Here is a 24,571-nt window from a genome sequence, read left to right on the forward strand (position 1 = left end):
ATGATATTTGAATTTCAATTTAAAATAAGCCAATAGATATGTCGAAAAATTTAGTGATAGTGGAGTCACCAGCCAAAGCCAAAACTATTGAAGGTTATTTAGGAAAGGATTATAAAGTGCTTTCCAGTTATGGCCATGTTCGTGATTTACCAAAAGGAAACAATGCCATCGACATTGAAAATGGTTTTAAACCTACTTATGAAATCTCTAAAGATAAGAAGGAAGTCATTAAGGCATTAACAAAAGAAGCAAAGTTGGCGGAGATGATATACCTCGCTACTGATGATGACCGTGAGGGAGAAGCAATTTCTTGGCATTTGAAAGAGGCTTTAAAATTAGACGATAGTAGAACTAAAAGGATTGTTTTTAGGGAAATCACAAAGTCTGCTATCCAAAATGCCATCAATTCTCCAAAAGGAATCGATATAGATTTAGTAAATGCGCAACAGGCCAGAAGAATTTTAGATAGATTAGTTGGCTTTGAGCTTTCTCCAATTTTGTGGAAAAAGATAAAAACTGGACTTTCTGCCGGAAGGGTGCAGTCTGTAGCGGTAAGAATTGTAGTAGAGAGAGAAAGAGAAATCGATAAATTTAAAGCCGAATCATTTTATAAGGTTCAAGCATTTTTCAATGTAGAAGGTAGTGAATTAAAGGCAGAGCTTCCAGGAAGGTTTAAGACGGAGAAAGAAGCAATGGCCTTTTTAGAAAAGTGCTTAGATGCTGAATTTTCAATAGGAAAATTAGAGAAAAAACCAGCTAAGAAAACCCCAGCGCCACCTTTTACGACATCCACATTGCAACAGGAAGCGTCCAGAAAACTAGGATTCTCTGTTTCTCAGACCATGACATTAGCCCAAAGGCTATATGAAGCTGGTAAAATCTCTTATATGAGAACTGATTCCTTAAATTTATCAGATGAGGCTAAGGATGGAGCTGCCAAAGAAATTAAGTCAGAGTACGGAGCGGAATATGCACATACTAGGACTTTTAAGACCAAATCAGCGGGAGCGCAAGAGGCTCACGAAGCTATCAGACCTACGAATTTTTCTACTAAAGAAGCAAGTAGCGATTATAATGAACAGAGGCTTTATGATCTCATTTGGAAACGAGCAATTGCTTCTCAAATGTCTGATGCACAGATAGAAAAAACCAATGTCAGTATTGATATTTCCAATACAGATCAAACCTTAAGTGCTAGCGGTGAAGTTGTGAAATTTGAAGGCTTCTTAAAAGTGTATATAGAATCCACGGATGAAGAGGAGGAAGGAGAAAGTAATGTAACTAAAGGCATGCTTCCTCCATTACAAGTTGGGCAAACATTAGATCTGAAAAAAATGCAGTCGAGAGAAGGATTTACTCGACCACCTGCGCGATATAATGAAGCTACTTTAGTGAAGAAATTAGAAGAAATGGGAATAGGTCGACCATCTACATATGCACCAACCATTTCAACAATTCAGAAAAGGGGTTATGTCAACAAGGAATTCCGTGACGGAAGAGATCGTAAATATGTTGAGATGGTTTTAGAAAACGGAAAAATAAACCGATTGGAAAAAACTGAAATAACCGGAGCAGAGAAAAATAAATTATATCCCAGCAATTTAGCTATGGTGGTAAATGACTTCTTAGTCGAGCACTTCCCAAATGTGACAGATTATAATTTTACGGCTAAGGTAGAGCAAGAATTTGATGAGATTGCCAAAGGGGAAAAGATTTGGAACAATATGATCAATAAATTCTATGGGGAATTCCATGAGAAGGTTGATGAAGCGGAAAGTATTGAAAGAAAAGATGTTAATACTGGACGTGAATTGGGTATTGACCCGAAAACAGGTAAAAAAGTCATTGTCCGTTTAGGGAAATATGGTCCTTTGGTTCAATTAGGGGAAACTCCGGATAAGGAAGATGAGGAAGCAGAAAAACCACAATTTGCAAGCTTAAGAAAAGGACAATTCATTGAAAGCATTACTATTGAGGATGCTTTGGAATTATTCAAACTACCAAGAGATTTGGGTGACTATGAAGACAAAAAAATGGTTGCTGCCATTGGACGGTTTGGCCCATATGTACGGCATGATAGTAAATTTGTGAGTATTCCGAAAGGAGAGGATCCTTTAGAGATTACGGCTGAGAGAGCCATTGAATTAATAGAAGAAAAGCGAAAAGCGGATAGGGAGAAATTTATTAAAAGCTTTGAGGAAGACCCTGAAGTGCAGGTTCTAAACGGAAGATGGGGGCCGTATATTAAATTCGGTAAGAAAAATGTAAAGATTCCTAAAGATAAGGAACCAACAGAATTAACTTATCAGGAATGTGTAGAGCTAGCGGAAAAAACTCCAGATAAAAAGGGAGGTCGTAAAGCGGCTCCTAAAAAGAAAGCAACAAAGAAGAAATAAACGTGAAGCCTGAGAAATCAGGCTTTTTTATTTTAGAACGTCCTGAATACTTTCGTATTTTTCAAAGGCATGTTTTGCATATGGACACAAAGGCAATATTTTTATATTCAATTCTCTAGCCTGCTGAACCACTTTAATAAGAAGATTCTTCCCTATTCCTTGACCTTTCAGCCTTTCATCTACTTCAGTATGGTCAATAATCCATAAAGAATTAGGCGTTATAGAGATGGTCATCTGAGCAAGTGGAGAATCCAATTCTCCTAGATATGCTTTTCCCTTGTTACCTGAGTTTTGAAATTTTATTTCTTTATTCATAATGCACTTTGTTTGTATTAATTTAAAATAGTTAAATACTTTTAAACTCCAGTAAATTCCAAATTTTATTTTCTGAATGCAACTTTTAGTAATTTAAGATCATCTTATGTTTGCAGATTTAGAACATAAAGATCTTTAATGGCAGCTCGCTCCAAGAAATTATTTTTGATACTTAGCATTTTATTATCAAACTTCTTGATAATTCATTCGCAATCGATTGACGATATTAAAAATGATAAAGTAATTCTTAAAGCTGATGAGGAGGTTAGACACAAGAACGAAATCAAGGTTCAAGTAATTGACTCTACACAGTATTCAAAATTAATTACTAAAGATTCTAAGGAAAAAGATAAATCAAGTAACATGAAATTAAGATCTGCTACTGGACTTATATCTTTTTTTAATGAAGTTCTGTTTTACTGGTTTCAATGTCCTTAGTTAGTTTAAATTCAATAATTAACTCAAACATCCTTACAGTTTTCACAATTAGATTATAGCTTTGCCAATCTTAACAATCTGTGAATGAATAAAGGTGTCCTCTATATGCTTATTGCAGGCTTTCTTTTTGCAAGCATGAATGTTTTTGTAAAAATGCTGCCCAATATTCCTGCGGTAGAAATTGTGTTTTTTCGTTCGCTCATTTCATTTGTGATGAGTTTTGCCTATTTGAAAGTGATAAATGTTCCTGTCTTTGGAAACAATAAAAAACTGTTGATAGCGCGTGGGGCGGTGGGAGCCGTAGCTTTGACGATGTACTTCTATACACTGCAAAATATACCATTAGGTAGTGCTGTCACAATGCAATTTCTTTCACCTATATTTACTTCCATTTTGGGTATTTTTATAGTCAAGGAGAAAGTGCATCCTAAGCAGTGGATTTTCTATTTAATGGCTTTTGCGGGTTTGATTATTATTCAAGGATTCGACCCGAGGGTCTCACTCCAGATGTTTATGATAGGAATTAGTTCCTCTATTTTTGCAGGATTAGCATATAATATTATCAGGAAAATAAAGATGACAGAGCATCCACTTGTTATCGTTTTTTATTTCCCTTTAGTCACAGCCCCTTTAACTGGAGTTTATTCTGCTTTCAACTGGACCATGCCTGTTGGCCATGAATGGCTGATTTTATTAGCAATAGGGGTATTGACTCAGTTTGCTCAATATTTTATGACGATGTCCTATCAAGCTGAAGATCTATCAAAAGTGGCCAGTTTAAAATATTTAACTATAGTTTATGCCTTAGGCTTTGGGTATGTATTCTTTGATGAAACATATAACGGGATTGTATTCTCTGGAATTGGACTGATTTTAGCGGGAGTGATCTTAAATGTGTGGTATAAAAACAGATTAGAGAAAAATCAAAGAGGAATATGATGAGTTTTCTCGAACGAATTACCCATATTATCGAAATGATGAGTTTTTCGTTGTACCTTTTGAAGGTTTTTCACAATTTATGAGTTGGAAAATAATGAGCTTCACGTAAGATTGTTATATCTTTAAAATTATTATTGCTGGTAGCGGTGTGTTTTGAGTGACTGCGAGTAAAGGAAATATATCTTTGGAAAAGGAAAATCTTCAAATAAGTAGTGAATTAGAGGCAGTAAAGAAAAAACTGGCTCAATATCAGTATGCCGCAGCTGGAGCAAATGAAGGCCTGTGGGATCATAATCTGATTTCAGGTGAGGTCTTTATATCACCTCCGTGGATTACCATGTTAGGCTACAAACCGAATGAAATCCAAGACTATTTTGAATTGTGGGAGAAATTAATGCATCCCGATGACAAACCCTTTGCAGTAACTGCATTTAATGAATTTATAAAAGGCGAAAGAAAAGAATACAATATACAATTTAGATTAAAGCACAAAAATGGGCATTACATTTGGGTACAATCTACAGCGCAGCTCACCCTTGATGAAAATGGCAAACCAATAAGGGTTTCTGGTTCACACCGTGATATTACAGACAAAAAGAGCAGTGAGGAACTAATCAAATCTAGTGAAGAAAAGTATAAAAATTTCTTCCAAAACTCTCTTATCGGGATTATGAGAGTGCAAAAATCTAATCAAAAGGTATTAGAAATTAATCAGAAAGGACTGAATATTTTAGCATTGCCGGAGATTCCCCGCCATATGAAAATAACAGATCCATTCTTAGACGAAAATGAATCGGCTGATTTCCTAAGTGCCTTAGAAAGTAAAAACTCGATTGAGGAGTTTGAAGCAAAATTTGAACGTTGGGATGAATCTGAAACTTGGGTTTCAATTTCAGCAATTCAGATTGAAGCAAATGACTCTATGTTTTATGATATTATTTTTAGGGATATCAGCGAGTTTAAAGAAAACTTAAAGGAACTCCAAAGACTGAATTTTGAACTTGATAATTTTGTTTATCATGCTTCTCATGACATTCGTTCTCCTCTGCGCTCGCTCATGGGTTTGATTGAAATTCTTAAAACAGAAACCCGAACTTCTGAAATTAGGAAGGTCATTGAAATGATGACTGGCAGTATCAATAGATTAGATAAGTTTGTTGTCGATTTATTGGCGATGTCTAGGAATAATCGCTCAGATGAACCCGAGGCAGTACCTGTAAACTTTATGGTGGAGGTAAATAATAGTATAACCAATTTTCACCATGTTTATACCACCAAGAATCTTGAGATCAGAACAAAAGTTATCCAATCGTACCCATTTCATTCTGATTTAACTAAAATCCGTATTATCCTTAATAATTTGATATCAAATTCAATTAAGTACAGAAAAAATTTAGAGGACGAATTTTCTTATATTAATATTGATATTGAAACCTCGCCCAAGGAAGCTTCAATCATTATTGAAGATAACGGAGAAGGAATACCTACTGATAAAATGGATAAAATATTTGATATGTTTTATCGTGCTTCTGAAAATAGCGAGGGCAGCGGATTAGGTATGTATATTGTTAAAAATGTCATAAAAAAACTGAAAGCCGAAATTCAAGTTAAATCAGAAGAAGGTTCAGGGACTAAGTTTACAATTCATATTCCAAATAATTATAAAAGAGAAGTTTAAAAATATTTTATTCATGTCAGTTCATAAAAAAGCTATCAAAAAAATCACTACCCACCAGTTGCAGGAGATGAAGAATCGTGGTGAAAAAATTTCAATGTTAACTGCATATGATTTTTCAATGGCAAAGTTGGTTGATGCTTCTGGAGTTGACGTTATTTTGGTAGGTGACTCAGCTTCAAATGTCATGGCCGGACATGAAACCACTTTACCTATTACACTTGACCAAATGATTTACCATGCTTCTGCAGTGGTAAGGGCTGTAGAAAGAGCATTGGTTGTTGTAGATATTCCATTTGGTTCTTATCAGGGAAATTCTTCTGAAGCTTTAAGGTCTTCTATCAGAATTATGAAAGAATCGGGTGGTCATGCCGTAAAAATGGAAGGGGGAGCAGAAATACAAGAGTCGATTAAAAGAATTTTAAGTGCGGGTATTCCCGTAATGGGGCATCTCGGATTGACACCTCAGTCTATTTATAAGTTTGGTACCTATTCAGTTCGAGCAAAAGAGGAAGAAGAAGCTGAAAAACTAATTACAGATGCTAAAATATTGGAGGAATGTGGTTGTTTTAGTATTGTTTTGGAAAAGATTCCTGCAGAACTGGCGAAAAGAGTAGCGAAGGAAGTAAATATCCCAATAATAGGAATTGGAGCTGGCCCCTATGTTGACGGACAAGTATTGGTTTTACATGACCTCTTAGGAATTACTACTGAATTTAAACCACGGTTTTTAAGACATTATGCTCGCCTGGACACGATAATTACAGAAGCCATTGGCCAGTATGTTGGTGACGTGAAGAATGTTGACTTTCCTAATGAGGAAGAGATGTACTAGTCTTTAATAGTTCTAATCATCTTTCAAGTAGAATATTTTGTACATGTCTGAAGTATTTATTGATCTCTAAATACCCTTTTCAAAGAGAAATATACGACTCCTATTGCAATTAATACCGTACCGCCTGCTATTACAAATTCCATAATTTTTTTGGTCTAAAACAGCTTGTTTATGATTTTGTTTGGCCTATGCCGATGGAATGCCTTAAAATAATTTTATCTACTATTACTTTTATTTAATTTCACATCCTAAAATTTGGAACAAGGCTTCTGAATGACCGTTACTTTAAAATGATTGTTAAACTTGTAAATCAAATACATTAACCATGTCTAATACTGCAAAGATTTTATATACCAAAACGGACGAAGCTCCAGCTTTGGCCACCTATTCATTTTTACCGATTGTCAAAGCTTTCACGGATTCTGCGGGAGTTGCTGTTGAAACTAGAGATATTTCCCTGGCAGGAAGAATCATTTCACAATTCCCTGAAAGATTAAAACCTGAACAACAGATTAATGATGACCTAGCTGAATTAGGTGAAATTGCTAAATCAGCTGAAGCAAATATTGTGAAATTACCCAATATCAGTGCTTCTGTCCCACAGTTAAAAGCTGCTATAAGAGAATTGCAAAGCCTAGGCTATGATTTACCTGATTATCCAGATGAGCCAAGTAGTGATGAAGAAAAGAAAGTGCAGGCTAAATATGATGTTGTTAAAGGTAGTGCCGTTAATCCTGTTCTTCGAGAAGGTAATTCTGATAGAAGAGCCCCAAAGGCAGTGAAAGAGTTTGCTAAAAAGCATCCGCACAGCATGGGTGAGTGGAGCAAAGACTCTAAGTCTCATGTAGCCAGCATGAGCGAAGGAGATTTCTACGGTAGTGAAAAATCTCTTACTCTTCGTGATGCAACTGAAGTTAAAATTGTATTAAAGACTAAATCGGGAGACATTAGGAATCTTAAGAGTGGCTTAAAACTTCAAGCAGGTGAAATAGTAGATGCGGCTGTAATGAGTGCTTCTTCACTAAGAGCATTTTTAAAGGCTCAGAAAGAGGAAGCAAAAAAAGCTGGAGTTTTGTATTCTATCCATATGAAAGCGACAATGATGAAAGTGTCAGACCCTATTATTTTTGGTCATGCAGTGAAATCATTTTTCGAGCCGGTTTTTAAAAAGCATCAATCGACTTTAGATGAACTTGGGGTAGATGCCAATAACGGATTTGCCTCTTTACTTTCACAGATTGAACAATTATCAGAAGATAAAAGAAAGGAAATTGAAGCAGATATTGAGGCTTGCTATAATGAAGGACCCGACTTAGCTATGGTTAATTCCGATAAAGGGATTACCAATCTTCATGTGCCAAGTGATGTAATTATTGATGCTTCCATGCCGGCAATGATTAGAACCTCTGGGCAGATGTGGAATAAAAATAATAAAACGCAAGATACCAAGGCCATTATTCCAGACAGAAGTTACGCTGGTGTTTATCAAGAGACCATTGATTTTTGTAAACGAAATGGTGCTTTAGATCCATCAACTATGGGAAGTGTTTCTAATGTTGGTTTGATGGCTCAAAAAGCTGAGGAATATGGTTCACACGACAAAACTTTTGAAATTTCGGAAGAGGGAATTGTTGAGGTGATTGATTCGAACGGGAATGTATTGTTGAGCCACGAAGTGTCAGAAGGAGATATTTGGAGAATGTGCCAAGTGAAAGATGCACCGATTAGAGATTGGGTAAAGCTGGGAGTGAACAGAGCAAAAGATACTGGGAATCCAGCAATTTTTTGGTTGGACAGTAATCGATCTCATGATACCGAACTGATCAAAAAGGTTAACGAATATTTAAAGGACCATGACACAGCAGGATTAGATATTAGAATTATGAATCCGGTTGAGGCTACACGTTTTTCATTTGAAAGAATTGTAGAAGGAAAAGATACCATTTCTGTTACAGGAAATGTCTTAAGGGATTATTTAACTGATCTTTTCCCAATTTTAGAAGTGGGTACTAGTGCGAAAATGTTATCGATAGTGCCATTGATGAATGGTGGCGGATTATTTGAAACGGGTGCGGGTGGATCTGCTCCTAAGCATGTTCAGCAATTCATGGAAGAAGGACATTTAAGATGGGATTCATTAGGTGAATTTTTAGCTTTGGCTGTTTCTTTAGATCATTTAGGTAAAACCTTTGGCAATGAGAAGGCAAAAATTTTAGGGGCTGCCTTAGATAATGCTACCTCTAAATTTTTGGATGAAAATAAATCACCATCAAGAAAAGTAAATGAGATTGACAATAGAGGAAGTCATTTTTACTTAGCCATGTATTGGGCTGAAGCACTAGCCAAACAAGATGAAGATGCTGATTTGAAAAAGATTTTCAGTAGAGTTGCTGAAACGATGAGTTTGAAAGAGGCACAAATCAATGAAGAGTTGATTAATGCTCAGGGTAAATCCGTTGATATGGGCGGATATTACAAGCCTGATGAAAGTGTATTAATTAAACAAATGAGGCCAAGTAATACTTTGAACGAAATATTGGATTCCATAGTGCAATAAACTAGCCTCTACCTAACTGATTTCGACTTAAGCTTCTTAGCAAGATAATACTTCTTGTTAAGAAGCTTTTTTTATGATTTTCCTCCTCTTTTACTTATTCTATAGGAACGTAAAATATATCGGTGAATCATAATTTTTATTCGATTAAATTACAATTCAAGAATTTATTTTTTATTTTTGGAGTTAAAGTAGTTTAAATATATGCCACTTACTCCCTTAAACGAATCCTTAGGAAGACAAAGAGCTTCCCATCTTCTACGGAGGACAATCTTTGGTGCTTCGCCAAATCTAGTGGAAGAATTTGCTCAATTGAATCCGCAGCAAGCAGTGGATAGGCTTTTTATTGATGAAATACCTTTTCCGGAACCCCCTATTGATCCTGCAACAGGTGGAGAGTGGATGTCAACCGGAACCACTAATGCTAATAGTGAAGGATTTGAATTAGAGCAATACTTTTTAAGTTGGCAACTTGGACAGTTTTTAGGTCCTAACACGACAGAAGATCAGAAGTTATCCTTCATTTTTAGAGAGCGTCTTGTCTATTTTTTACATACTCATTTCACGACTAAAAGGTCGGTGGTAGGGAATAGTCGAGCCTTGTATTATCAAAATTTGCTGTTTCGTCAGTTTGCATTTGATCAGTACCTTGTCCTTGACGAGACAGAAGAACAATTGAATTTTAAAGATCTTGTTAAGAAGATTTCTCTGGATAATGCCATGTTACAGTTCTTAGATGGCCGCTTAAATGTTAAAGGAAGTCCAAATGAGAATTTTGCTCGCGAGTTATTAGAGTTGTATTCTGTAGGAAGAGGGCTTGAAGGAATTGACAAAGGAGATAATGAAACAGGGGACTACGGCACCTTTACTGAGCAGGATGTCCAAGAAGGAGCAAGGATCTTGTCTGGATTCAATGTTGATACCGATTTTGCTTTTTTAGATGAACAAACAGGATTACCAACCGGGGTAGCAAAAGGAAACGGCTTAACTGCAAATCAGCATGATAATGATAGTAAACAACTAAGTTTCAGATTTAACAATGCTTCAATTTCTCCTGATCCTGAATTATTGTTGAACGGTCAAGCAACTTATGAAAGTGCTGTAGATGAAATTAAGCAATTAATTGATGCCATTTTTGAACAAGAGGAAACGGCCATTCATATTTGCAGAAAGTTATATAGATTCTTTGTCTATCATGAGATTTCTGAGGATATCCAAAATGGGATTATCAAAGATATGGCTACTGTTTTTACAGAACAGAACTTTAGTTTACAAGCAGTTTTGCAAGCATTATTTACAAGCCAAGAGTTTTATGAGGGAGCAGATGGCGTTTCAGATGATAATTTCGGTAGTATAATTAAGAGCCCTTTGGACCTGATTATTGGTCATGCAAGAAGTATTGATTTAGAATTGCCAGATTATGTATTGCAAGCGGAACAGTTTTATGAAATTACCAATGATTGGCTAAGAAAGATGGGGGATATGGGCTTAAATTTCTATGAGCCATTTGAGGTAGCTGGCTATTTAGCTTATCATCAGTTCCCGATATATCACAGAGGCTGGATCACCACATCCTATTTAACGCAGCGTTATGCTTATGTTCAAACGGTGAGCAATGCCAATATGGAGGGTATGGATGTGGAGTTTAAAACTCCCATTGAATATGTGGAGCAATACGTTGATAACAATACAGCATCCAACGCTAAAGAATTGGTGGTAGAAATTTCCAATCAATTCCTAGCATTAACCGATAATTTGGGATTTGGAAATCCAGACACTAGCCCCATTACGGAAGAAAGACTGAACTACTTCTTGGATGCTTTCTTGAAAACTTTTCAAATAGATGAAAATCCTGAGGAGGCTTGGACATTCAGATGGACACAAGGTGTGGATAGAGAAACTGTGGAAAGACAATTACAAGACCTTTTTAATGCTATTTTGCAATCACCTGAATATCAATTGATGTAGCTATGGATAGAAGAAAATTTTTAAAACGATTAGGTTTTGCTGCAGGTGGATCAATTGCCTTTCAAGGGGTTCCGATGCGCTTATTATCTTCTCATCAACCACTCAAAAATCTTTTACACAAAAGTGATAATGAAAAGGTTTTGGTCATATTGCAACTGCATGGAGGAAATGATAGCTTAAATAGCTTCATACCGATAGAGAATTATGATCTATATTATAACAGAAGAGCTAATATTGCCATTCCTTATAAGAGCGGGAATAGAACTTTAATTCCTTTAGATAGCACGCTAGATGCACCTGATCAAGTGGGAGTTCATCCTGACATGATTGATTACAAGAGCATGTACGATCGAGGGCAAGCGGCAGTATATCAAGGGGTTTCCTATCCGAAAAATAATGGGTCTCATTTCCGTGGCCGAGATATCTGGTTTATGGGAGGTGATTATGATGACTACTACTCTTCCGGCTGGATTGGGAGATATCTCAATCAAGTTTATGCGCCCTCAGATTATCCTGATGATTTCCCTAATGCTGGAATGCCAGACCCCTTGGCTTTGGAGATGGGGAATGATACCTCTCTTTTGTTTCACCAGGAAGGTAATATTCCAACCTCCATTTCATTAGGAAATAGTCCCGGTGCATTACTTAATCAAATAGAAAATCTTGAAGGATTTGCTGATGAAGGAATAGATCCAAGAGGGCTTCCACCTGAACACCTTAATGGTTCCCCTTATAAAAAGGAAATGGACTGGATATTAGGCTTGGAAGATAAGTCTGAAACCTACATCAAAAGACTACAAGATATTTATCAATCCTCCAGCGAAAGTTCAATTGAATACCCTGAAATTTATCCCTTCAATGCGCCTTCGGGCAGTTTAAGAAATCCGTTAAGTGGGCAATTGAAATTGGTTTCAAGACTCTTAGGAGGAGGAATTAAGACCAAGGTTTTTCTGGTGAAGATGGGAGGTTTTGATAATCATGCTGGACAAGTGGAGAGCACCAATACTACCATGGGCGTGCATGCTACCAAAATGTACCATATTTCGGCAGCAATGAAAGCCTTCCATGCAGACTTGAAAGCAAGAGGACTACAGGATAAGGTGTTGACTATCAGTATGAGCGAATTTGGTAGAAGAATCCCATCCAACGGAAGCTACGGTACTGATCATGGAAAGGGAGGAGCTGTAATGGTCTTTGGTGACCGGGTTAATCCTGGTGTTTTTGGTACAAATCCAGATTTGAATAAAAGTAATGTAGATTTGCAATTTGACTATCGCCAACTATATGCCAGCATTTTGCACGAATGGCTTGGTGTTGATAAAGCAAGTATTAATAATGATATTTTCTTTAGAGACTTTTTCAATGCTACAGATGAAAATGGGAATCCACTACCAGATGTGCAAATGATTTCCAATAGTATTACCGGGACAAATTCCTGGCTTGGGAAGCATTTTAATGTAGATAATCCATTTCCTAATCCTGCTGGCGATGCAACTCTGCTAAAAATCCAAAGTAATGAAGCTGGAAAAGTGAGAATAGAAATTGTTACTGTTAATGGCCAATCAATAGGTGTTCAGCATAACTCGCTCCAGCAAGGTACCAATGATATTAAACTTGATCTTTCTGGTTTGAAAGCAGGAATCTATAACATTAGAGTCAATGCGAAAAACATTAATGACACCAAAAAACTAATCAAAAAATGATGCTATGCCAAGACTAAGATTGTTAACAGTGTTGCTGTCTTTTATGTTGTTGTTTTCCGTTTGTGAAGGGATAGCTCAAAAGCGAAAAAAACCAAGTACACCGGCTTCACAGGCAAAGGAGTTTTTAAATACCCAATGGTGGTTAGGGATTAGAGGAGGTACAAATTTTACACAGACCACTTTATTAGATAGCTTTTCTGGATTAAATCCTATTAATTATAGTGCTGATAATTTGGATAAAGAGTATGAGAACTTCGTCAATCCGGCTTTTCACATTGGACTTGATGTTACCTTTTATCATAAGGGATTTTCCATTATGAGTTTCCCGACATTTTTCAGGAATAATATAAATTATAGTAGCCAGTTAAGTTGGTCTGGTGAATCGGAACGGGATCAGTATGAAACTAGCTATGATGTCCAGCAAAGCATCACTTTTCTAGAATTGCCATTGGCTGTGAAATATGATATTATTGGAGACAGAGTCAGGCCTTTTGTGATGGCAGGTGCATTTTATTCCATAGCTTTTGATGCAAACAAAGAGGTTCAAATTTTTGAAACAGATTATGCTTCAGGAGAGCCTGTGGAATTTGAAAGAGCAAACATCAAACTTAATAATAAGGAAGAAATTAATAATAATTGGGGAGTCTTGGGGGGAATAGGAGTGAGCTTTGATTTTTGGAATATTCGATCAATTATTGATATTCAGTACAGGCATAGTTTTCAGTCTATAGTAAATAAAGAAACTAGATTTGATGAAAACACATTTTCTTCCTTTGGTGAAGTCCAAGATGATTATAGTCTACAAAATTACAGTGCCTCATTAAGTTTTGTATTCCCACTCCGATATATTGACAGCCAGTTTAAAGCACTATGAAAAACAGACTATTATTTTTTTTGTTAATCTTTTCCATTCTCACGTTATCTTGTGAAAATGAAGAATTGGCTCCTGAGCAATTATCTTTTTTGAAAATATATGATGACGCAGATTATAATGCATCATATCAACCGGTAGGCTTGCAGTACAGTGAAAATAAATATTTTATTCTATCTGAAAGGAGCATAACATCAAGTGACTTTTCTGGAATCAATTTGGTGGTAACAGATTCATTAGGGGATTTTACGACTGAGTATCAACTAGATGAAAATTTCGTAGCACCGACCAAATCTTTACTTAAAGTCGGAAGTTTACTTTATTTCTTTTGCATGGACCGAAATTCGTTACGCCCATATTTAGGAACTGTCTCTACAGATGGGACTGTAACCACAACCGCCTTAAATACAACAGCTTCATATCCCTTGGCGGCAAATGTAACGGCCGGAAATAATTTACTATTGTTATCATACGACCCTAACGGCTTAAATTCTATTTTGACTGAAATAAGCAGGGAAGGGGAGGTATTGCAGCAAGTAGGTTATTCCATTGGGCCTGGAAGTGATGTGCAAGATGCTATCGTCAATCATTTTACAAAAAGGAGTGCTAGGATCCCTTTCTTTTGTGGACAATCAGCAGGTAACCGTTATTATTTCAATGGATTTTATAATTACACCTTGTCTATGGTGTTTACTAATTTCGGAGATAATCCAACAGGGGTTTTACAAGGCCAAGGGACCGATGCAGGAATGAAAGCTGCCTATTCTACTGCTTCAGCTGATTTCGCTATTGTTGGCTATCAGTTTTCTGATCATTTTATGAGTGCAAAAACGGCATTACCTCTAAACAATATAAGTTCTTCTGTAAATTTATTTGATAGAAATATCCCCGAAATAGCTGAGAAAGCGGTTTGTCGGATTATTCCATTTAATGGCATCAATCGTGAATTAGTGATCATAGCGAGTGAAACTGAGGGAAGACAAGTAGTATTGTATTTTTATGATGTCAATTCAGGCCAACTGGAGGCTACGTATTATTTAGGGACACTGAATCCGTTTACCTTATCTAGCATTACTTCTTTAGAAGATGGGGGGATAGCTATTGCTGGTACCACATTTCTGGCTGGAAGATTTGAACGAATCTATTTGCAGAAGATTAGCAAAGACCAATTAGGTGAGATTTTGTAGTTCTTGTTTAAAAAGCCTCACCGATAAACAAATAAAAACCCGGGCCTTCTTGTGTAAAAGCAACATCAAATCTTGTGTAAATATCTTTTTTGGGAAATAGCAGAAATCTCACCCCAGCTCCTCCTGAAACCACAATGTTATTGAGGTCAAAGTTATTGAGGTCGGGAAAGACTTTTCCAGCACCAGCAAAAACCGCTGCCCCAATTCTATCGGTAAAACCAAAAGGAATGGGCAGAAATCTATATTCCATTTGCGCAGCAATTTGGTTTCGATCTCTATATCTTCCATAATAATAGCCTCTCATGATACTTTCACCGCCCATTAATGCCAATTGATTAAAAGGTACATTTCCAGAATTAAACTGACCTAAAATCTGTGTGGCTAAAACATTGTTGTTCCCTATGGGTCTGTAAATCCTTGTGTCTGATATTATGGAGGTGAAATCGTAACTGCTTCCCCATACTTCATTATAATGAAGCAAAGCCAGCTCTGAGAAAAAGCCTTTTCTAACATTTAGAACATTATGTCGATTGTCATGCACTAAGCCAATTCCAAAACCTAAATTAGTGGACCCCTCACTCCCTAGAGGTAATTCTTGAATTCCATTATTACCTTCTGCAGGAATAAATTCAACAGCACTCAAACGCTGCAAGTCCATTTCTAACCCTATAAATAAATTCTTTTTAACTTTTCTTAATACTCTTTCTTTTATAAATATTTGATTTGCATCAACTCTGGCTATGTAATCTTCTGGCGAATTACTACCTATGCCATGGTAGAAAAGCGGAAAACTTTGGAATCTTAACCTGCCTAAAAAAAACCATTTATCCGCATCTGAATAGATGGCATGGTCAAACCACAATCCGTATTGATTCTCTAAAGTGAAAAATGTAAAGCCATTAATTTCACTTAGACGGTTTGCTGTATCTTGTTTTGCGTAAAATACCAATAAGGAACTTAAACCAATTTCCCAGCTTGTTTCAGGTGCATAGGCTAGAGTCGGATAAATGAGAAACTGAGGCTTCGAAATGTCGCTAGTATCATTAATAATACTGTTGATGTACTTACTTACAAAATTTTGAGAGTAAATCTTATGATCATTTAATAAAATAAGAACAATAATCGCTAGACTGAGAAAAATTGATTTGGTTTGCTTCACTAACTTAAATTTATTACAATTTGTAAAAGAACGATTTTAGATCGATTAGTTGTTTAATTCCAGCAATTATTTTTTGCAATTGAAACAAAAAAATAGCCTTTGAGATTCTCAAAGGCTATGTGAAAAAGATCAATATTTAAATTTTATTTTGATTTCATATGTACATCTCGTTGTGGGAATGGAACTTCAATTCCTTCTTTTACAAAAGCATTATTGATGGATTCCATATTGTCCCAATACACTGGCCATAGATTATCAGTGTCCGTCCACAGCCTAACACTTAAATCAAGAGAACTATCTCCAAAATTGGTAAATTTTACGACAGGAGCTGGATCAGCATGAATTCTCTCATCTTTATTAACAACATCTAAGATCAATTCTCGAACTTTCTGTAGATCTGAGCCATAGGCAACTCCAACTTTAAGCTCTGCTCTTCTCGTTTCCTTTGCCGTTGTATTTGTAACGCTTGAGTTTGCTAACCCACCATTAGGCATGACGATTAATTGATTATCGAAAGTTCTAATATGGGTGTGCAGGATATCAATCTTTTCCACCACGCCAAAATATCCTTGAGCTTCAATTATATCATCTACTTTAAAAGGTTTAGTAACCAAAATCAAGATACCACCAGCAAAATTGGATAAACTTCCTTGCAATGCTAATCCAATTGCCAGACCAGCAGCACCTAACACTCCTAGTAAAGCAGCAATTTTGATATCAATGCTTTGGGCTATTACTAAGACCAGTGCAATATAGAATACAAAACGAAAAAATGAACCTAAGAAGGAAGCCAAGGATACGTCCAATTCAGATTTTTTGAAGGCTTTTTTTATCCCTTTCATAAGGTAACTAATAGTAATTCTACCTACAATAAATATGAGAATTACCTTTATTAAAGCTATTCCAATTTCAATAGCGTAGGTATAAATTTTATCTAATAATTCCGGGTCTAATTGTTCAAACATAATCGTATGGTTTGGTAAGTTTTAGTTCAGGATTAATTTTAATGTAATAACATAGGTTATTTTATCGTATTATATCACTTATAGTTTCATTTCTTTGATATAGGCTTCTACTCCAGATTCCAAATCTGTAAACTCATGCAGATATCCTATAGATTTTAATTTCTCCATTTTTGCTTCAGTGAAGTACTGATATTTATCTCGTATATCTTCTGGAGTATCAATAAAACTGATATCTTCTTTTTTGTTCATAGATTTAAAAACTGCTTTCACCAAGTCCAAGAAAGTACGAGCTTTTCCGCTTCCCAGATTGTAAAAACCTGAATTTTTACGGTGATGCATTAACCAAATCATTACATTGACAACGTCATCTACAAATACAAAATCTCTCATCTGTTCTCCGTCTTTGTAATCTGGATTATGAGATCGGAATAATTTCATCTTGCCCGTTTCAGAGATTTGTTTGTAAGCATGCAGAATTACGCTTGCCATTCTTCCTTTATGATACTCTCTCGGACCATATACGTTAAAGAATTTTAATCCGGCCCAAAAGAAGGGCTTCTTTTCCTGTTGAAGAGCCCATTTGTCAAATTCATTTTTTGAAACACCATACGGGTTAAGCGGCTTCAAATCTGGTATTTTACTTTCATCATCTTCATAACCTAATTCACCTAAACCGTATGTCGCTGCAGAGCTGGCATATACAAGGGGAATTTGCATTTCAATACATTTCTGCCAAATCCTTTTAGTATAATCTGTATTAAGTTCAGTTAAAAGTTCAGTATCAAATTCTGATGTATCTGTTCTGGCTCCCAAATGAAATATAAATTCTACTTCTTTCTCATTTTGCCCTTCTAACCATTCAAAGAAAACGTCTCGTTCAATGTTTTCTTGAATAATTAAGTCTTCTAAATTTTTATTTTTGTCAGGACGATCAAACTTATCAACAGCAATAATATGTTTAAAACCATCTGCATTGAGTTTTTTGATGAGGTTTGAAGCAATAAATCCAGCGGCCCCTGTAACTATTATCATAAGATGTATGTTTTTGAATTAAGCTCTTTAAGCAAAACTATTTATTATAAATGAATAAACGTATATTTGCACCCTAAAAATTAAGATTGACATGGTTTACGTTAATCGTAAAGAACACTTTAACGCAGCGCACAAGCTTTTTAATCCTAACTGGAGCAGGGAAAAGAACGAAGAAGTTTTTGGTCCTTGTGCCAATGAAAACTGGCATGGTCATAATTTCGAGTTAATCGTGACAGTAAAGGGCGATCCAGATCCTGATACAGGATTTGTAGTTGATTTAAAAAAATTGAGCAACCTCATCAAGAAAGAAGTGATTGATAAGGTTGATCATAAAAATTTGAATCTTGATGTCCCATTTTTAGTAGGGAAAATGGCGAGTTGTGAAATAATTATTGCAGAGTTTTGGAATATTTTGGAACCAAAGGTTAAAAAGCTCCAAGTAGGTTCTAGTCTTCACAAATTAACATTATATGAAACTCCAAGAAATTTTGTAGAGTATTATGGGTAGATGTTAGAAGTGGTCGCGATTGTTGAAAAAATTTTGTAATTATCTTCTAATCATATCTTAAAATCAAAAGGGTATTTATAAATTGCACTAATGGAAAATTTTGTTGTATCAGCAAGGAAATATAGACCAAAAGGTTTTGATGAAGTAGTAGGGCAGAAGCATATCACTACCACCTTAAAGAATGCAATTGATAATGATCATTTGGCGCAGTCATTACTATTTTGTGGACCACGGGGGGTTGGGAAAACTACTTGTGCTAGAATTTTAGCAAGACTGATCAACGATTTTGAAGTGGATAATATGGAAGGGTCATCTTCCCTAAATATCTATGAATTAGATGCTGCCTCGAATAATTCTGTAGATGATGTTCGGAATCTGATTGATAAAGTTAGAGTTCCTCCTCAGCATGGGAAATATAAAGTTTATATAATTGATGAGGTTCACATGCTTTCCAATGCGGCTTTCAATGCCTTTTTGAAAACATTGGAGGAACCGCCTTCCTATGCGATATTTATTTTAGCCACAACGGAAAAGCATAAAGTAATTCCAACTATTCTTTCAAGATGTCAGATTTATGATTTCAATAGGATCAAAGTTTCTGATATTTCAGAACATCTCAAAGAGATAGCTGAGAGGGAGGGTATTGAGGCTGAAGAAGCGGCATTGCATTTAATTGCACAAAAAGCAGATGGAGCGCTGCGTGATGCACTTTCCATATTTGATTTAATAGTTACATTCTCTCCTAATAATAAGATCACCTATCAGGCAACAATTGATAATCTTCATATTCTGGATTATGATTATTACTTTAAAGTGACAGATGCTTTACATCAGGAAAAAATTCCTGAGGCACTTTTATTGTTTGATGAGATCTTAAAAAACGGATTTGATGGTCATAATTTTGTAAATGGTCTGGCTGCTCATTTCAGAGATTTGCTAGTATGTAAAGATACATCTACCTTGCAGCTGTTGGAAGTTTCTGAACAAGTAAAAGCTCAATACCAACAACAAGCTAAGGACGTTTCTCCTTCATTTATACTTTCTGGATTACAGATACTTAATCAAACAGATCAATCCTATAAGGCAAGCAAGAACCAGAGACTGGCCGTTGAATTGGCTTTAATGAAGTTAGCAAAAATCAACAGTGCAGTAGATTTAGCAAAGCAACATGACGCAGTTTTAAAAAAAAAAGTGAGTTAAGTCAGTCTGAAGATGAGGAAACTGATCGAAATAAAGCAAGTCAGAAGTCGCTAGCTGATCAAATTGCTGCAAAAGCTACTGAAGCTAAGCCTTTAAAGTCTTCACCATCTATACCAAAGCCAGGTGATAGAATTAAAACGCTAGAAAAGGAAACTATCTCTAAAAAGGAATTCGAAAATGGGCCTGAAGAGGAGGTTGTAGATTTAGCAAATCATAGTGAAGGAAAGGCTGATTTTAATGAATCTTCCCTTAAGGCTGCAATCTTAGAGTTTATTGATAAGAATAAAGTAGGGCCAGTGGCGGAGAACTCCTTAAAAAATTCAATCAGACTTGAAAATGAATCGATCACTGTAGAATTGACCAATCCGATAGAAGTGGATGGAATTGAAAGGATCAAATCAGATTTTTTAACCTTTTTACGAAATAAATTTCAAAATAGTGCAATTCAATTACAACATAAGGTCAATATAGAGAAGGCCGCAGAGCGTCCTTATACACCAAAGGAAAAGTTTGAAGCCATGTTAAAAGAGAATCCACTACTAAGCAAGCTGAAAGACACTTTTGGCTTAGATACAGATTACTAAAATTTGATTGAATTTAAGGATGATTGAACTCGGTGTAGATGTTGTACTTTATATTTTGATATTGAGACCTATATTCATTACGCTCTTGAACTGCACTCCAGCAACATTTCTAGACTCTCCTGTAGCTTCATTCACAATTATTTCCTTTGATTTGATATCATCATCATAAATGAACTGGGTACTGTAACTAGCGGAAAGAAATTTGTTGATTTTAAAATTGAGTGCAGTTTCCCAGTTTACATCAACGTTGCCTAATTTTTCATAATCAGCAAAGAGGTTCAAATTAGTTGATAGATTGACGTTTTCCCAGATATCCTTTTGAAAGGATGAGGAAAAGTTTATACCACCCTGAAATCTAAAATTTTCGCCTGCCTCAACCCCATAGGCTCCCGCTGTTGAAAGACTGTCATCCATAACAAATGTGCTTTTAGAAGATAATGGCGAAAGAGTTCCGGTAAAAAGCTTTTTGTATTTGTAAGTAACACCAATATTTGCAAGCAAAAAGCCCGGTGCCATGAATCGTGAAATTACAACGCTCTCATCATTCAAGCCTTCATCAAATTGCGTTCTGAAATCCACAATGGCAGACAGGAACATTCGTTTTTTTAATTGTCGGCTATATCGTGATGTTAATATGATATTGTCATCAGTTTTAACAAACGGAGCTTCGCTTTCTCCCTGTCTTAATAAGCCATAGGCCATATCTAAACGATTGTCCCAAACGTTTTTTCCTTTGGTATAATTGGCATTGAAATTTGTTAAACCACCAATGGAAATTGAACTTTTACCACCTCCATTCCAATTGGTCAGATCTACTTGTGAAAAATTAAGGTTTAAAACAGCTCCTTTCTCCCAATATGTAGTGTCAGATTTAATACTATCAGTTTGGGAATAAGCTAAAGAACTTAGGAAAAACAAGATAAAACTAGTCTTGATAATCTTCATGATAAAGATAAAATTGATGGATGGAAAATCTAATTAATATAGATCGAGAGACCTAATTTCGTTAAGAGCATTCTCTGTTAGGGGCTTCGTGATAAATTTAATTACATGATCATTATTGACGATCTTATCAATATCTCTCTTATTATCAGAGCTTGATAAAATGATAACCTTGCATTTATCTTTTACGATATCAGAGAATTTCTCAAATTCATATAAAAATACGAACCCATCCACAATGGGCATATTAATATCCAAAAATATAATATTTGGAAGCTTGTCAGGATCATCCTTGTGCTCTTCCAAATACTCCAAGGCACTCTTGCCCGAATTTTTGATTTCCACGTATTTTGCGAACTCAGTTATTTCTATGATTCGTTTGCTAATGAAATTGTCAGTATCATTATCATCAACAAGCATCACTAAATCAACAGTTTTTGTAGCTGTTACCATGTAATTTACCCTTGTAATCTATTGATCAATATACCCTGTTTAGAGTTAGTTCTAAACATAAGTAAAGTTTTTTTTAATTAAAACATAAATCTTTCGAAATGCGATATTTTTTCGATAGATGACACAAATGTAAGATATTGTAGGCAGGAATTTATGCTTAGAGCATATTTATTTCTGCTTAATCATAATTAATTCGCCTTCTCTCAAATTGTAGTCTTCTTTATTGTTCCACTCCATGATTTCTTTTAAGGTGACATTGTATTTCTTGGCCAACGCGTACATAGTGTCTCCTGAGGTAACCCTGTGCTCTATATTGTTTTCTTTTATCTCTATGTTTTCCTTAGAAGTCTCATTTGTAGCAGGTTGTTTATCTTCAACTATATCATTTTGAGCAACATAACCATCAGTATTTACTTTTATAATTTGACCAATCGATAATGTGTCTCTTATCCCCAAGTCGTTTGCATTCAATAATGTTGAAATTTTCATATTAAATCTATTGGCAATTGAAAAAAAAGTATCTCCTTTCTTTATGGAATAATCAGTGAAGTCGTTCTCGTCATACTCAATTTCTGTTTCCAAGTTTTCATTTTCTTCAGAAGTAATTTCCTGAGCAACGGAATCGTCTACAGGTTTTTGAGCCTCGGAAATTGCTACCGAATCCATTTGTCCCATATCGTTAGCCTTAGTAGATAAAGTATCCTTAATGTTATATTGGGTGCTATCAATACTTATACTTTTAGGATCTTCTATTTTAAGACTATCCGCTGCCTGCTTCTCCATTTGAGAAGATTTTTCTACTTCAGTTTTTTCGACTAATGGGACTTTTGCTTGTTCAGCTTGACTTTCCACGATCGCTTTTGTTTCATTTAGATCATGAGCTTCGTTTTCTTGATTAGGTGGTTCTCTATATTCTACAGGGAGACTTGCTGGTCGGTTATGACGCAACCATAGTACCCTGCCAACTTTAGGTTGCTGTGGTGGTTCCATCCTGTTTTTTCGGTATAATTTTTTAAGCTTAAGTCCATATTTCTGACTTATTTCCCACATGTTTTCATTTTGCGCTACTGTGTGATAATAGAATTTTGCCCTGTTGCTTTTTCGTCTTAAATAATATATCTTACCTGTTTCTAATTCTTCTCTAATTTTAAGATCGTTCCATTTTCTAAATTTGAATTGATCAACCTCTGCAGTTTTTGCTAATTTTTCCACTGTATATCCTGCTGGAGCATAGATTCCGTCTAATCCATTTACCTCTACTTTATGTGGGATTGTTCTGTCAGCCCTGCTAGGATAATTACCTACTAAAGGGAAATTTTGTTGCTGCTGATCATCAATATTGCCAGGTAAGTCTTTAGATGTGGTTTGCCGCTGGCTCTGCAATTTTTCAATCTTCTCTAAATTGGTTAGAGGTACAATGACAGTGTAATTTTTGTCTTCTGGTATAGCTCCTCTCTTAATCCATTTATTATATTCTTCTATTTGCTCAAGCGACACATTTTCTTCTTTTGCAATCGTTTTTAGAGATGTTCCTTTTACATTTTCAATTTCCTTCAGATAAAAAGGAGGCTTTGAGGTTCCAATAGTATGTTCAAATGCTACCTTATGAGCAAGGAATTTTTTCAAATACCAATAAGTATCACTGGTTATTTTTAAGCTACTTTTGCCAAAATTACTTTCATCAATTACGTCAGCGGCACCACCTCGACCTCTTTGGTAAGCAATTAAAGAATAAGCCCAATTATCGAAATATTTATTATGATCTTTTAGATAGTTTGCTGCTGCACGGCTAGATGAAACTATATTCATCCTTTCATCTACATGACGATCAATTCTTAAATCGTTTTCAAGTCCAGATATTTCCTTAAATTGCCAAAAACCTACCGCATTGCTACTAGACACAGCATCGGATACCAAAGCGCTTTCTTGTATGACCAAATATTTGAAATCTTCAGGTAAGCCTTCCTCTCTGAAAATTCTTTCAATGATCGGCATATACATATCCACGCGCTCCAGTTTCTTTTGGAAATAAGTTTCACTTCTGGTGAGAGCGTCCACATCAGCTTGAATGTCCTTTATAGCTCCTGTGGTAAGTCGAAGTTCCATGTTTGCAAATTCCATTCTAGAAGGAACTTGCTGAGCACAAAGCTTTACAACTGTAAGTACAAATATTGCTGATGTGAAAAGAGAAAGTTTTATATTCATTTTTTTCTTAAAATCATTAATCCATCTCGGATGGGAAATAACACATTTTGAACTCTATCATCTTGATGCACAAATTCGTTGAAATTCAGCATACTTTCAGTATCCTTGTCTAGTTTTTTTCTGTTTTTTTCTAATACTTTTCCGCTCCACAATACATTGTCGACCAAAATATATCCGCCTTTTCTCACTTGTTCAATACAAAGTTGGTAGTAGTTTAAATAATTTGATTTATCTGCATCTATAAACACCATATCCCAAGTTTTATTGAGAGTTGGTATGATGTCCAATGCCTTTCCAATTTTCACTTCTATTTGGTCTGAGAAAAGTGACGCCTGAAAATAAGATTTTACCCGATCTGCTAATTCTTCGTTTACATCTAGGGTAATCAGTTTTCCATTTTCTTTTAATCCTTCTGCCATACAAAGAGCCGAGTAGCCCGTGTAAGTGCCGATTTCCAAGATGTTTTCAGGCTGAATCATATGAGATAGCATCGATAATACCCTGCCTTGCAAATGTCCGCTTAACATACGGGGTTTTAAAACTTCGGTATGTGTTTCCCTGTTGATTTTATGGAGTAACTCATTCTCAGGCTCGGTATGAGCTTCAATATATTTGTCTAAGTCAGGATCTAGGAATTCCATA

The 24,571-nt window shown here is 35.7% G+C and carries 21 protein-coding genes; 13 read left to right on the forward strand and 8 right to left on the reverse strand.

What is annotated here, in order from left to right:
* The first annotated feature begins 38 nt into the window (after positions 1-38).
* Positions 39-2,396, forward strand: a complete 2,358-nt coding sequence (gene topA, locus Q3Y49_RS11300) for a type I DNA topoisomerase (protein ID WP_303268271.1) — start codon at positions 39-41, stop codon at positions 2,394-2,396.
* 27 nt (positions 2,397-2,423) lie between these two features.
* Here the strand turns inward: topA and Q3Y49_RS11305 are convergent, their stop codons facing one another.
* Positions 2,424-2,711, reverse strand: a complete 288-nt coding sequence (locus tag Q3Y49_RS11305) for a GNAT family N-acetyltransferase (protein ID WP_303268272.1) — start codon at positions 2,709-2,711, stop codon at positions 2,424-2,426.
* A gap of 138 nt (positions 2,712-2,849) precedes the next feature.
* On the opposite strand from Q3Y49_RS11305, the gene Q3Y49_RS11310 reads away from it, so the two are divergent.
* The 9 genes from Q3Y49_RS11310 to Q3Y49_RS11350 all read left to right on the forward strand — a co-directional run bounded on the left by Q3Y49_RS11310 (position 2,850) and on the right by Q3Y49_RS11350 (position 14,881).
* Positions 2,850-3,149 (forward strand): hypothetical protein, encoded by a 300-nt coding sequence (locus Q3Y49_RS11310; protein ID WP_303268273.1) that lies wholly within the window; start codon positions 2,850-2,852, stop codon positions 3,147-3,149.
* A gap of 84 nt (positions 3,150-3,233) precedes the next feature.
* Positions 3,234-4,088, forward strand: coding sequence for a DMT family transporter (locus Q3Y49_RS11315; protein WP_303268274.1), 855 nt, complete (start codon positions 3,234-3,236; stop codon positions 4,086-4,088).
* 184 nt (positions 4,089-4,272) lie between these two features.
* Entirely contained in the window at positions 4,273-5,766 is a 1,494-nt protein-coding gene (locus Q3Y49_RS11320) for a PAS domain-containing sensor histidine kinase (protein WP_303268275.1), read from the forward strand.
* A gap of 13 nt (positions 5,767-5,779) precedes the next feature.
* Complete coding sequence (panB, locus tag Q3Y49_RS11325; protein ID WP_303268276.1) at positions 5,780-6,598, forward strand: 3-methyl-2-oxobutanoate hydroxymethyltransferase; 819 nt, start codon at positions 5,780-5,782, stop codon at positions 6,596-6,598.
* 325 nt (positions 6,599-6,923) lie between these two features.
* The gene (locus Q3Y49_RS11330; protein WP_303268277.1) at positions 6,924-9,155 is read left to right on the forward strand and encodes an NADP-dependent isocitrate dehydrogenase; all 2,232 of its coding nucleotides are present in this window, start codon (positions 6,924-6,926) and stop codon (positions 9,153-9,155) included.
* Positions 9,156-9,356: 201 nt separating this feature from the next.
* Complete coding sequence (locus Q3Y49_RS11335; protein ID WP_303268278.1) at positions 9,357-11,120, forward strand: DUF1800 domain-containing protein; 1,764 nt, start codon at positions 9,357-9,359, stop codon at positions 11,118-11,120.
* A 2-nt stretch (positions 11,121-11,122) separates the two neighbouring features.
* The gene (locus tag Q3Y49_RS11340) at positions 11,123-12,823 is read left to right on the forward strand and encodes a DUF1501 domain-containing protein (RefSeq protein WP_303268279.1); all 1,701 of its coding nucleotides are present in this window, start codon (positions 11,123-11,125) and stop codon (positions 12,821-12,823) included.
* 4 nt (positions 12,824-12,827) lie between these two features.
* On the forward strand, positions 12,828-13,697 hold the full coding sequence (locus Q3Y49_RS11345; protein WP_303268280.1) for a hypothetical protein: 870 nt from the start codon (positions 12,828-12,830) through the stop codon (positions 13,695-13,697).
* Positions 13,694-14,881 (forward strand): hypothetical protein, encoded by a 1,188-nt coding sequence (locus tag Q3Y49_RS11350; RefSeq protein WP_303268281.1) that lies wholly within the window; start codon positions 13,694-13,696, stop codon positions 14,879-14,881. Before Q3Y49_RS11345 ends, Q3Y49_RS11350 begins: the two co-directional genes overlap by 4 nt.
* A 7-nt stretch (positions 14,882-14,888) precedes the next feature.
* On the opposite strand, the gene Q3Y49_RS11355 is transcribed toward Q3Y49_RS11350, so the two are convergent.
* The 3 genes from Q3Y49_RS11355 to rfaD all read right to left on the reverse strand — a co-directional run bounded on the left by Q3Y49_RS11355 (position 14,889) and on the right by rfaD (position 18,037).
* Positions 14,889-16,040 carry a BamA/TamA family outer membrane protein gene (locus Q3Y49_RS11355; RefSeq protein ID WP_303268282.1) on the reverse strand — a complete coding sequence of 384 codons (1,152 nt, stop codon included), beginning with the start codon at positions 16,038-16,040 and terminating at the stop codon, positions 14,889-14,891.
* Positions 16,041-16,183: 143 nt separating this feature from the next.
* A complete protein-coding gene (locus Q3Y49_RS11360) occupies positions 16,184-17,005 on the reverse strand; it encodes a mechanosensitive ion channel family protein (RefSeq protein ID WP_303268283.1) in 822 nt (273 codons plus the stop codon).
* 78 nt (positions 17,006-17,083) lie between these two features.
* Positions 17,084-18,037 (reverse strand): ADP-glyceromanno-heptose 6-epimerase, encoded by a 954-nt coding sequence (gene rfaD, locus Q3Y49_RS11365; RefSeq protein ID WP_303268284.1) that lies wholly within the window; start codon positions 18,035-18,037, stop codon positions 17,084-17,086.
* Positions 18,038-18,128: 91 nt separating this feature from the next.
* Between rfaD and Q3Y49_RS11370 the strand changes: the two genes are divergently transcribed.
* The 3 genes from Q3Y49_RS11370 (at position 18,129) to Q3Y49_RS11380 (ending at position 20,329) form a co-directional block, all read left to right on the forward strand.
* On the forward strand, positions 18,129-18,545 hold the full coding sequence (locus tag Q3Y49_RS11370; RefSeq protein WP_303268285.1) for a 6-pyruvoyl trahydropterin synthase family protein: 417 nt from the start codon (positions 18,129-18,131) through the stop codon (positions 18,543-18,545).
* A gap of 90 nt (positions 18,546-18,635) precedes the next feature.
* Positions 18,636-19,745, forward strand: a complete 1,110-nt coding sequence (gene dnaX, locus Q3Y49_RS11375) for a DNA polymerase III subunit gamma/tau (protein WP_303268286.1) — start codon at positions 18,636-18,638, stop codon at positions 19,743-19,745.
* A 272-nt stretch (positions 19,746-20,017) separates the two neighbouring features.
* Positions 20,018-20,329: a DUF8493 domain-containing protein gene (locus Q3Y49_RS11380; protein WP_496559700.1), complete on the forward strand. Its 312-nt coding sequence runs from the start codon at positions 20,018-20,020 to the stop codon at positions 20,327-20,329.
* 48 nt (positions 20,330-20,377) lie between these two features.
* On the opposite strand, the gene Q3Y49_RS11385 is transcribed toward Q3Y49_RS11380, so the two are convergent.
* The 4 genes from Q3Y49_RS11385 to Q3Y49_RS11400 all read right to left on the reverse strand — a co-directional run bounded on the left by Q3Y49_RS11385 (position 20,378) and on the right by Q3Y49_RS11400 (position 24,570).
* Entirely contained in the window at positions 20,378-21,274 is an 897-nt protein-coding gene (locus Q3Y49_RS11385) for a DUF3078 domain-containing protein (RefSeq protein WP_303268289.1), read from the reverse strand.
* A 33-nt stretch (positions 21,275-21,307) separates the two neighbouring features.
* A complete protein-coding gene (locus Q3Y49_RS11390) occupies positions 21,308-21,724 on the reverse strand; it encodes a response regulator (RefSeq protein ID WP_303268291.1) in 417 nt (138 codons plus the stop codon).
* Between the two features lie 168 nt (positions 21,725-21,892).
* The gene (locus Q3Y49_RS11395; protein ID WP_303268293.1) at positions 21,893-23,929 is read right to left on the reverse strand and encodes a LysM peptidoglycan-binding domain-containing protein; all 2,037 of its coding nucleotides are present in this window, start codon (positions 23,927-23,929) and stop codon (positions 21,893-21,895) included.
* Positions 23,926-24,570 (reverse strand): O-methyltransferase, encoded by a 645-nt coding sequence (locus Q3Y49_RS11400; protein WP_303268294.1) that lies wholly within the window; start codon positions 24,568-24,570, stop codon positions 23,926-23,928. Before Q3Y49_RS11400 ends, Q3Y49_RS11395 begins: the two co-directional genes overlap by 4 nt.
* Position 24,571 lies beyond the last annotated feature (1 nt).

The organism is Marivirga harenae, from assembly GCF_030534335.1.
In the GTDB taxonomy this organism is placed as follows: domain Bacteria; phylum Bacteroidota; class Bacteroidia; order Cytophagales; family Cyclobacteriaceae; genus Marivirga; species Marivirga harenae.

Coding starts and splice junctions, on each gene's coding strand:
- Q3Y49_RS11390 (WP_303268291.1), bottom strand. CDS start 21,724: ATGGTAACAGCTACAAAAACTGTTGATTTAGTGATGCTTGTTGATGAT.
- Q3Y49_RS11330 (WP_303268277.1), top strand. CDS start 6,924: ATGTCTAATACTGCAAAGATTTTATATACCAAAACGGACGAAGCTCCA.
- Q3Y49_RS11400 (WP_303268294.1), bottom strand. CDS start 24,570: ATGGAATTCCTAGATCCTGACTTAGACAAATATATTGAAGCTCATACC.
- Q3Y49_RS11335 (WP_303268278.1), top strand. CDS start 9,357: ATGCCACTTACTCCCTTAAACGAATCCTTAGGAAGACAAAGAGCTTCC.
- Q3Y49_RS11340 (WP_303268279.1), top strand. CDS start 11,123: ATGGATAGAAGAAAATTTTTAAAACGATTAGGTTTTGCTGCAGGTGGA.
- panB (WP_303268276.1), top strand. CDS start 5,780: ATGTCAGTTCATAAAAAAGCTATCAAAAAAATCACTACCCACCAGTTG.
- Q3Y49_RS11310 (WP_303268273.1), top strand. CDS start 2,850: ATGGCAGCTCGCTCCAAGAAATTATTTTTGATACTTAGCATTTTATTA.
- Q3Y49_RS11395 (WP_303268293.1), bottom strand. CDS start 23,929: ATGAATATAAAACTTTCTCTTTTCACATCAGCAATATTTGTACTTACA.
- Q3Y49_RS11360 (WP_303268283.1), bottom strand. CDS start 17,005: ATGTTTGAACAATTAGACCCGGAATTATTAGATAAAATTTATACCTAC.
- dnaX (WP_303268286.1), top strand. CDS start 18,636: ATGGAAAATTTTGTTGTATCAGCAAGGAAATATAGACCAAAAGGTTTT.
- Q3Y49_RS11385 (WP_303268289.1), bottom strand. CDS start 21,274: ATGAAGATTATCAAGACTAGTTTTATCTTGTTTTTCCTAAGTTCTTTA.
- Q3Y49_RS11350 (WP_303268281.1), top strand. CDS start 13,694: ATGAAAAACAGACTATTATTTTTTTTGTTAATCTTTTCCATTCTCACG.
- Q3Y49_RS11345 (WP_303268280.1), top strand. CDS start 12,828: ATGCCAAGACTAAGATTGTTAACAGTGTTGCTGTCTTTTATGTTGTTG.
- Q3Y49_RS11315 (WP_303268274.1), top strand. CDS start 3,234: ATGAATAAAGGTGTCCTCTATATGCTTATTGCAGGCTTTCTTTTTGCA.
- rfaD (WP_303268284.1), bottom strand. CDS start 18,037: ATGATAATAGTTACAGGGGCCGCTGGATTTATTGCTTCAAACCTCATC.
- Q3Y49_RS11305 (WP_303268272.1), bottom strand. CDS start 2,711: ATGAATAAAGAAATAAAATTTCAAAACTCAGGTAACAAGGGAAAAGCA.
- topA (WP_303268271.1), top strand. CDS start 39: ATGTCGAAAAATTTAGTGATAGTGGAGTCACCAGCCAAAGCCAAAACT.
- Q3Y49_RS11370 (WP_303268285.1), top strand. CDS start 18,129: ATGGTTTACGTTAATCGTAAAGAACACTTTAACGCAGCGCACAAGCTT.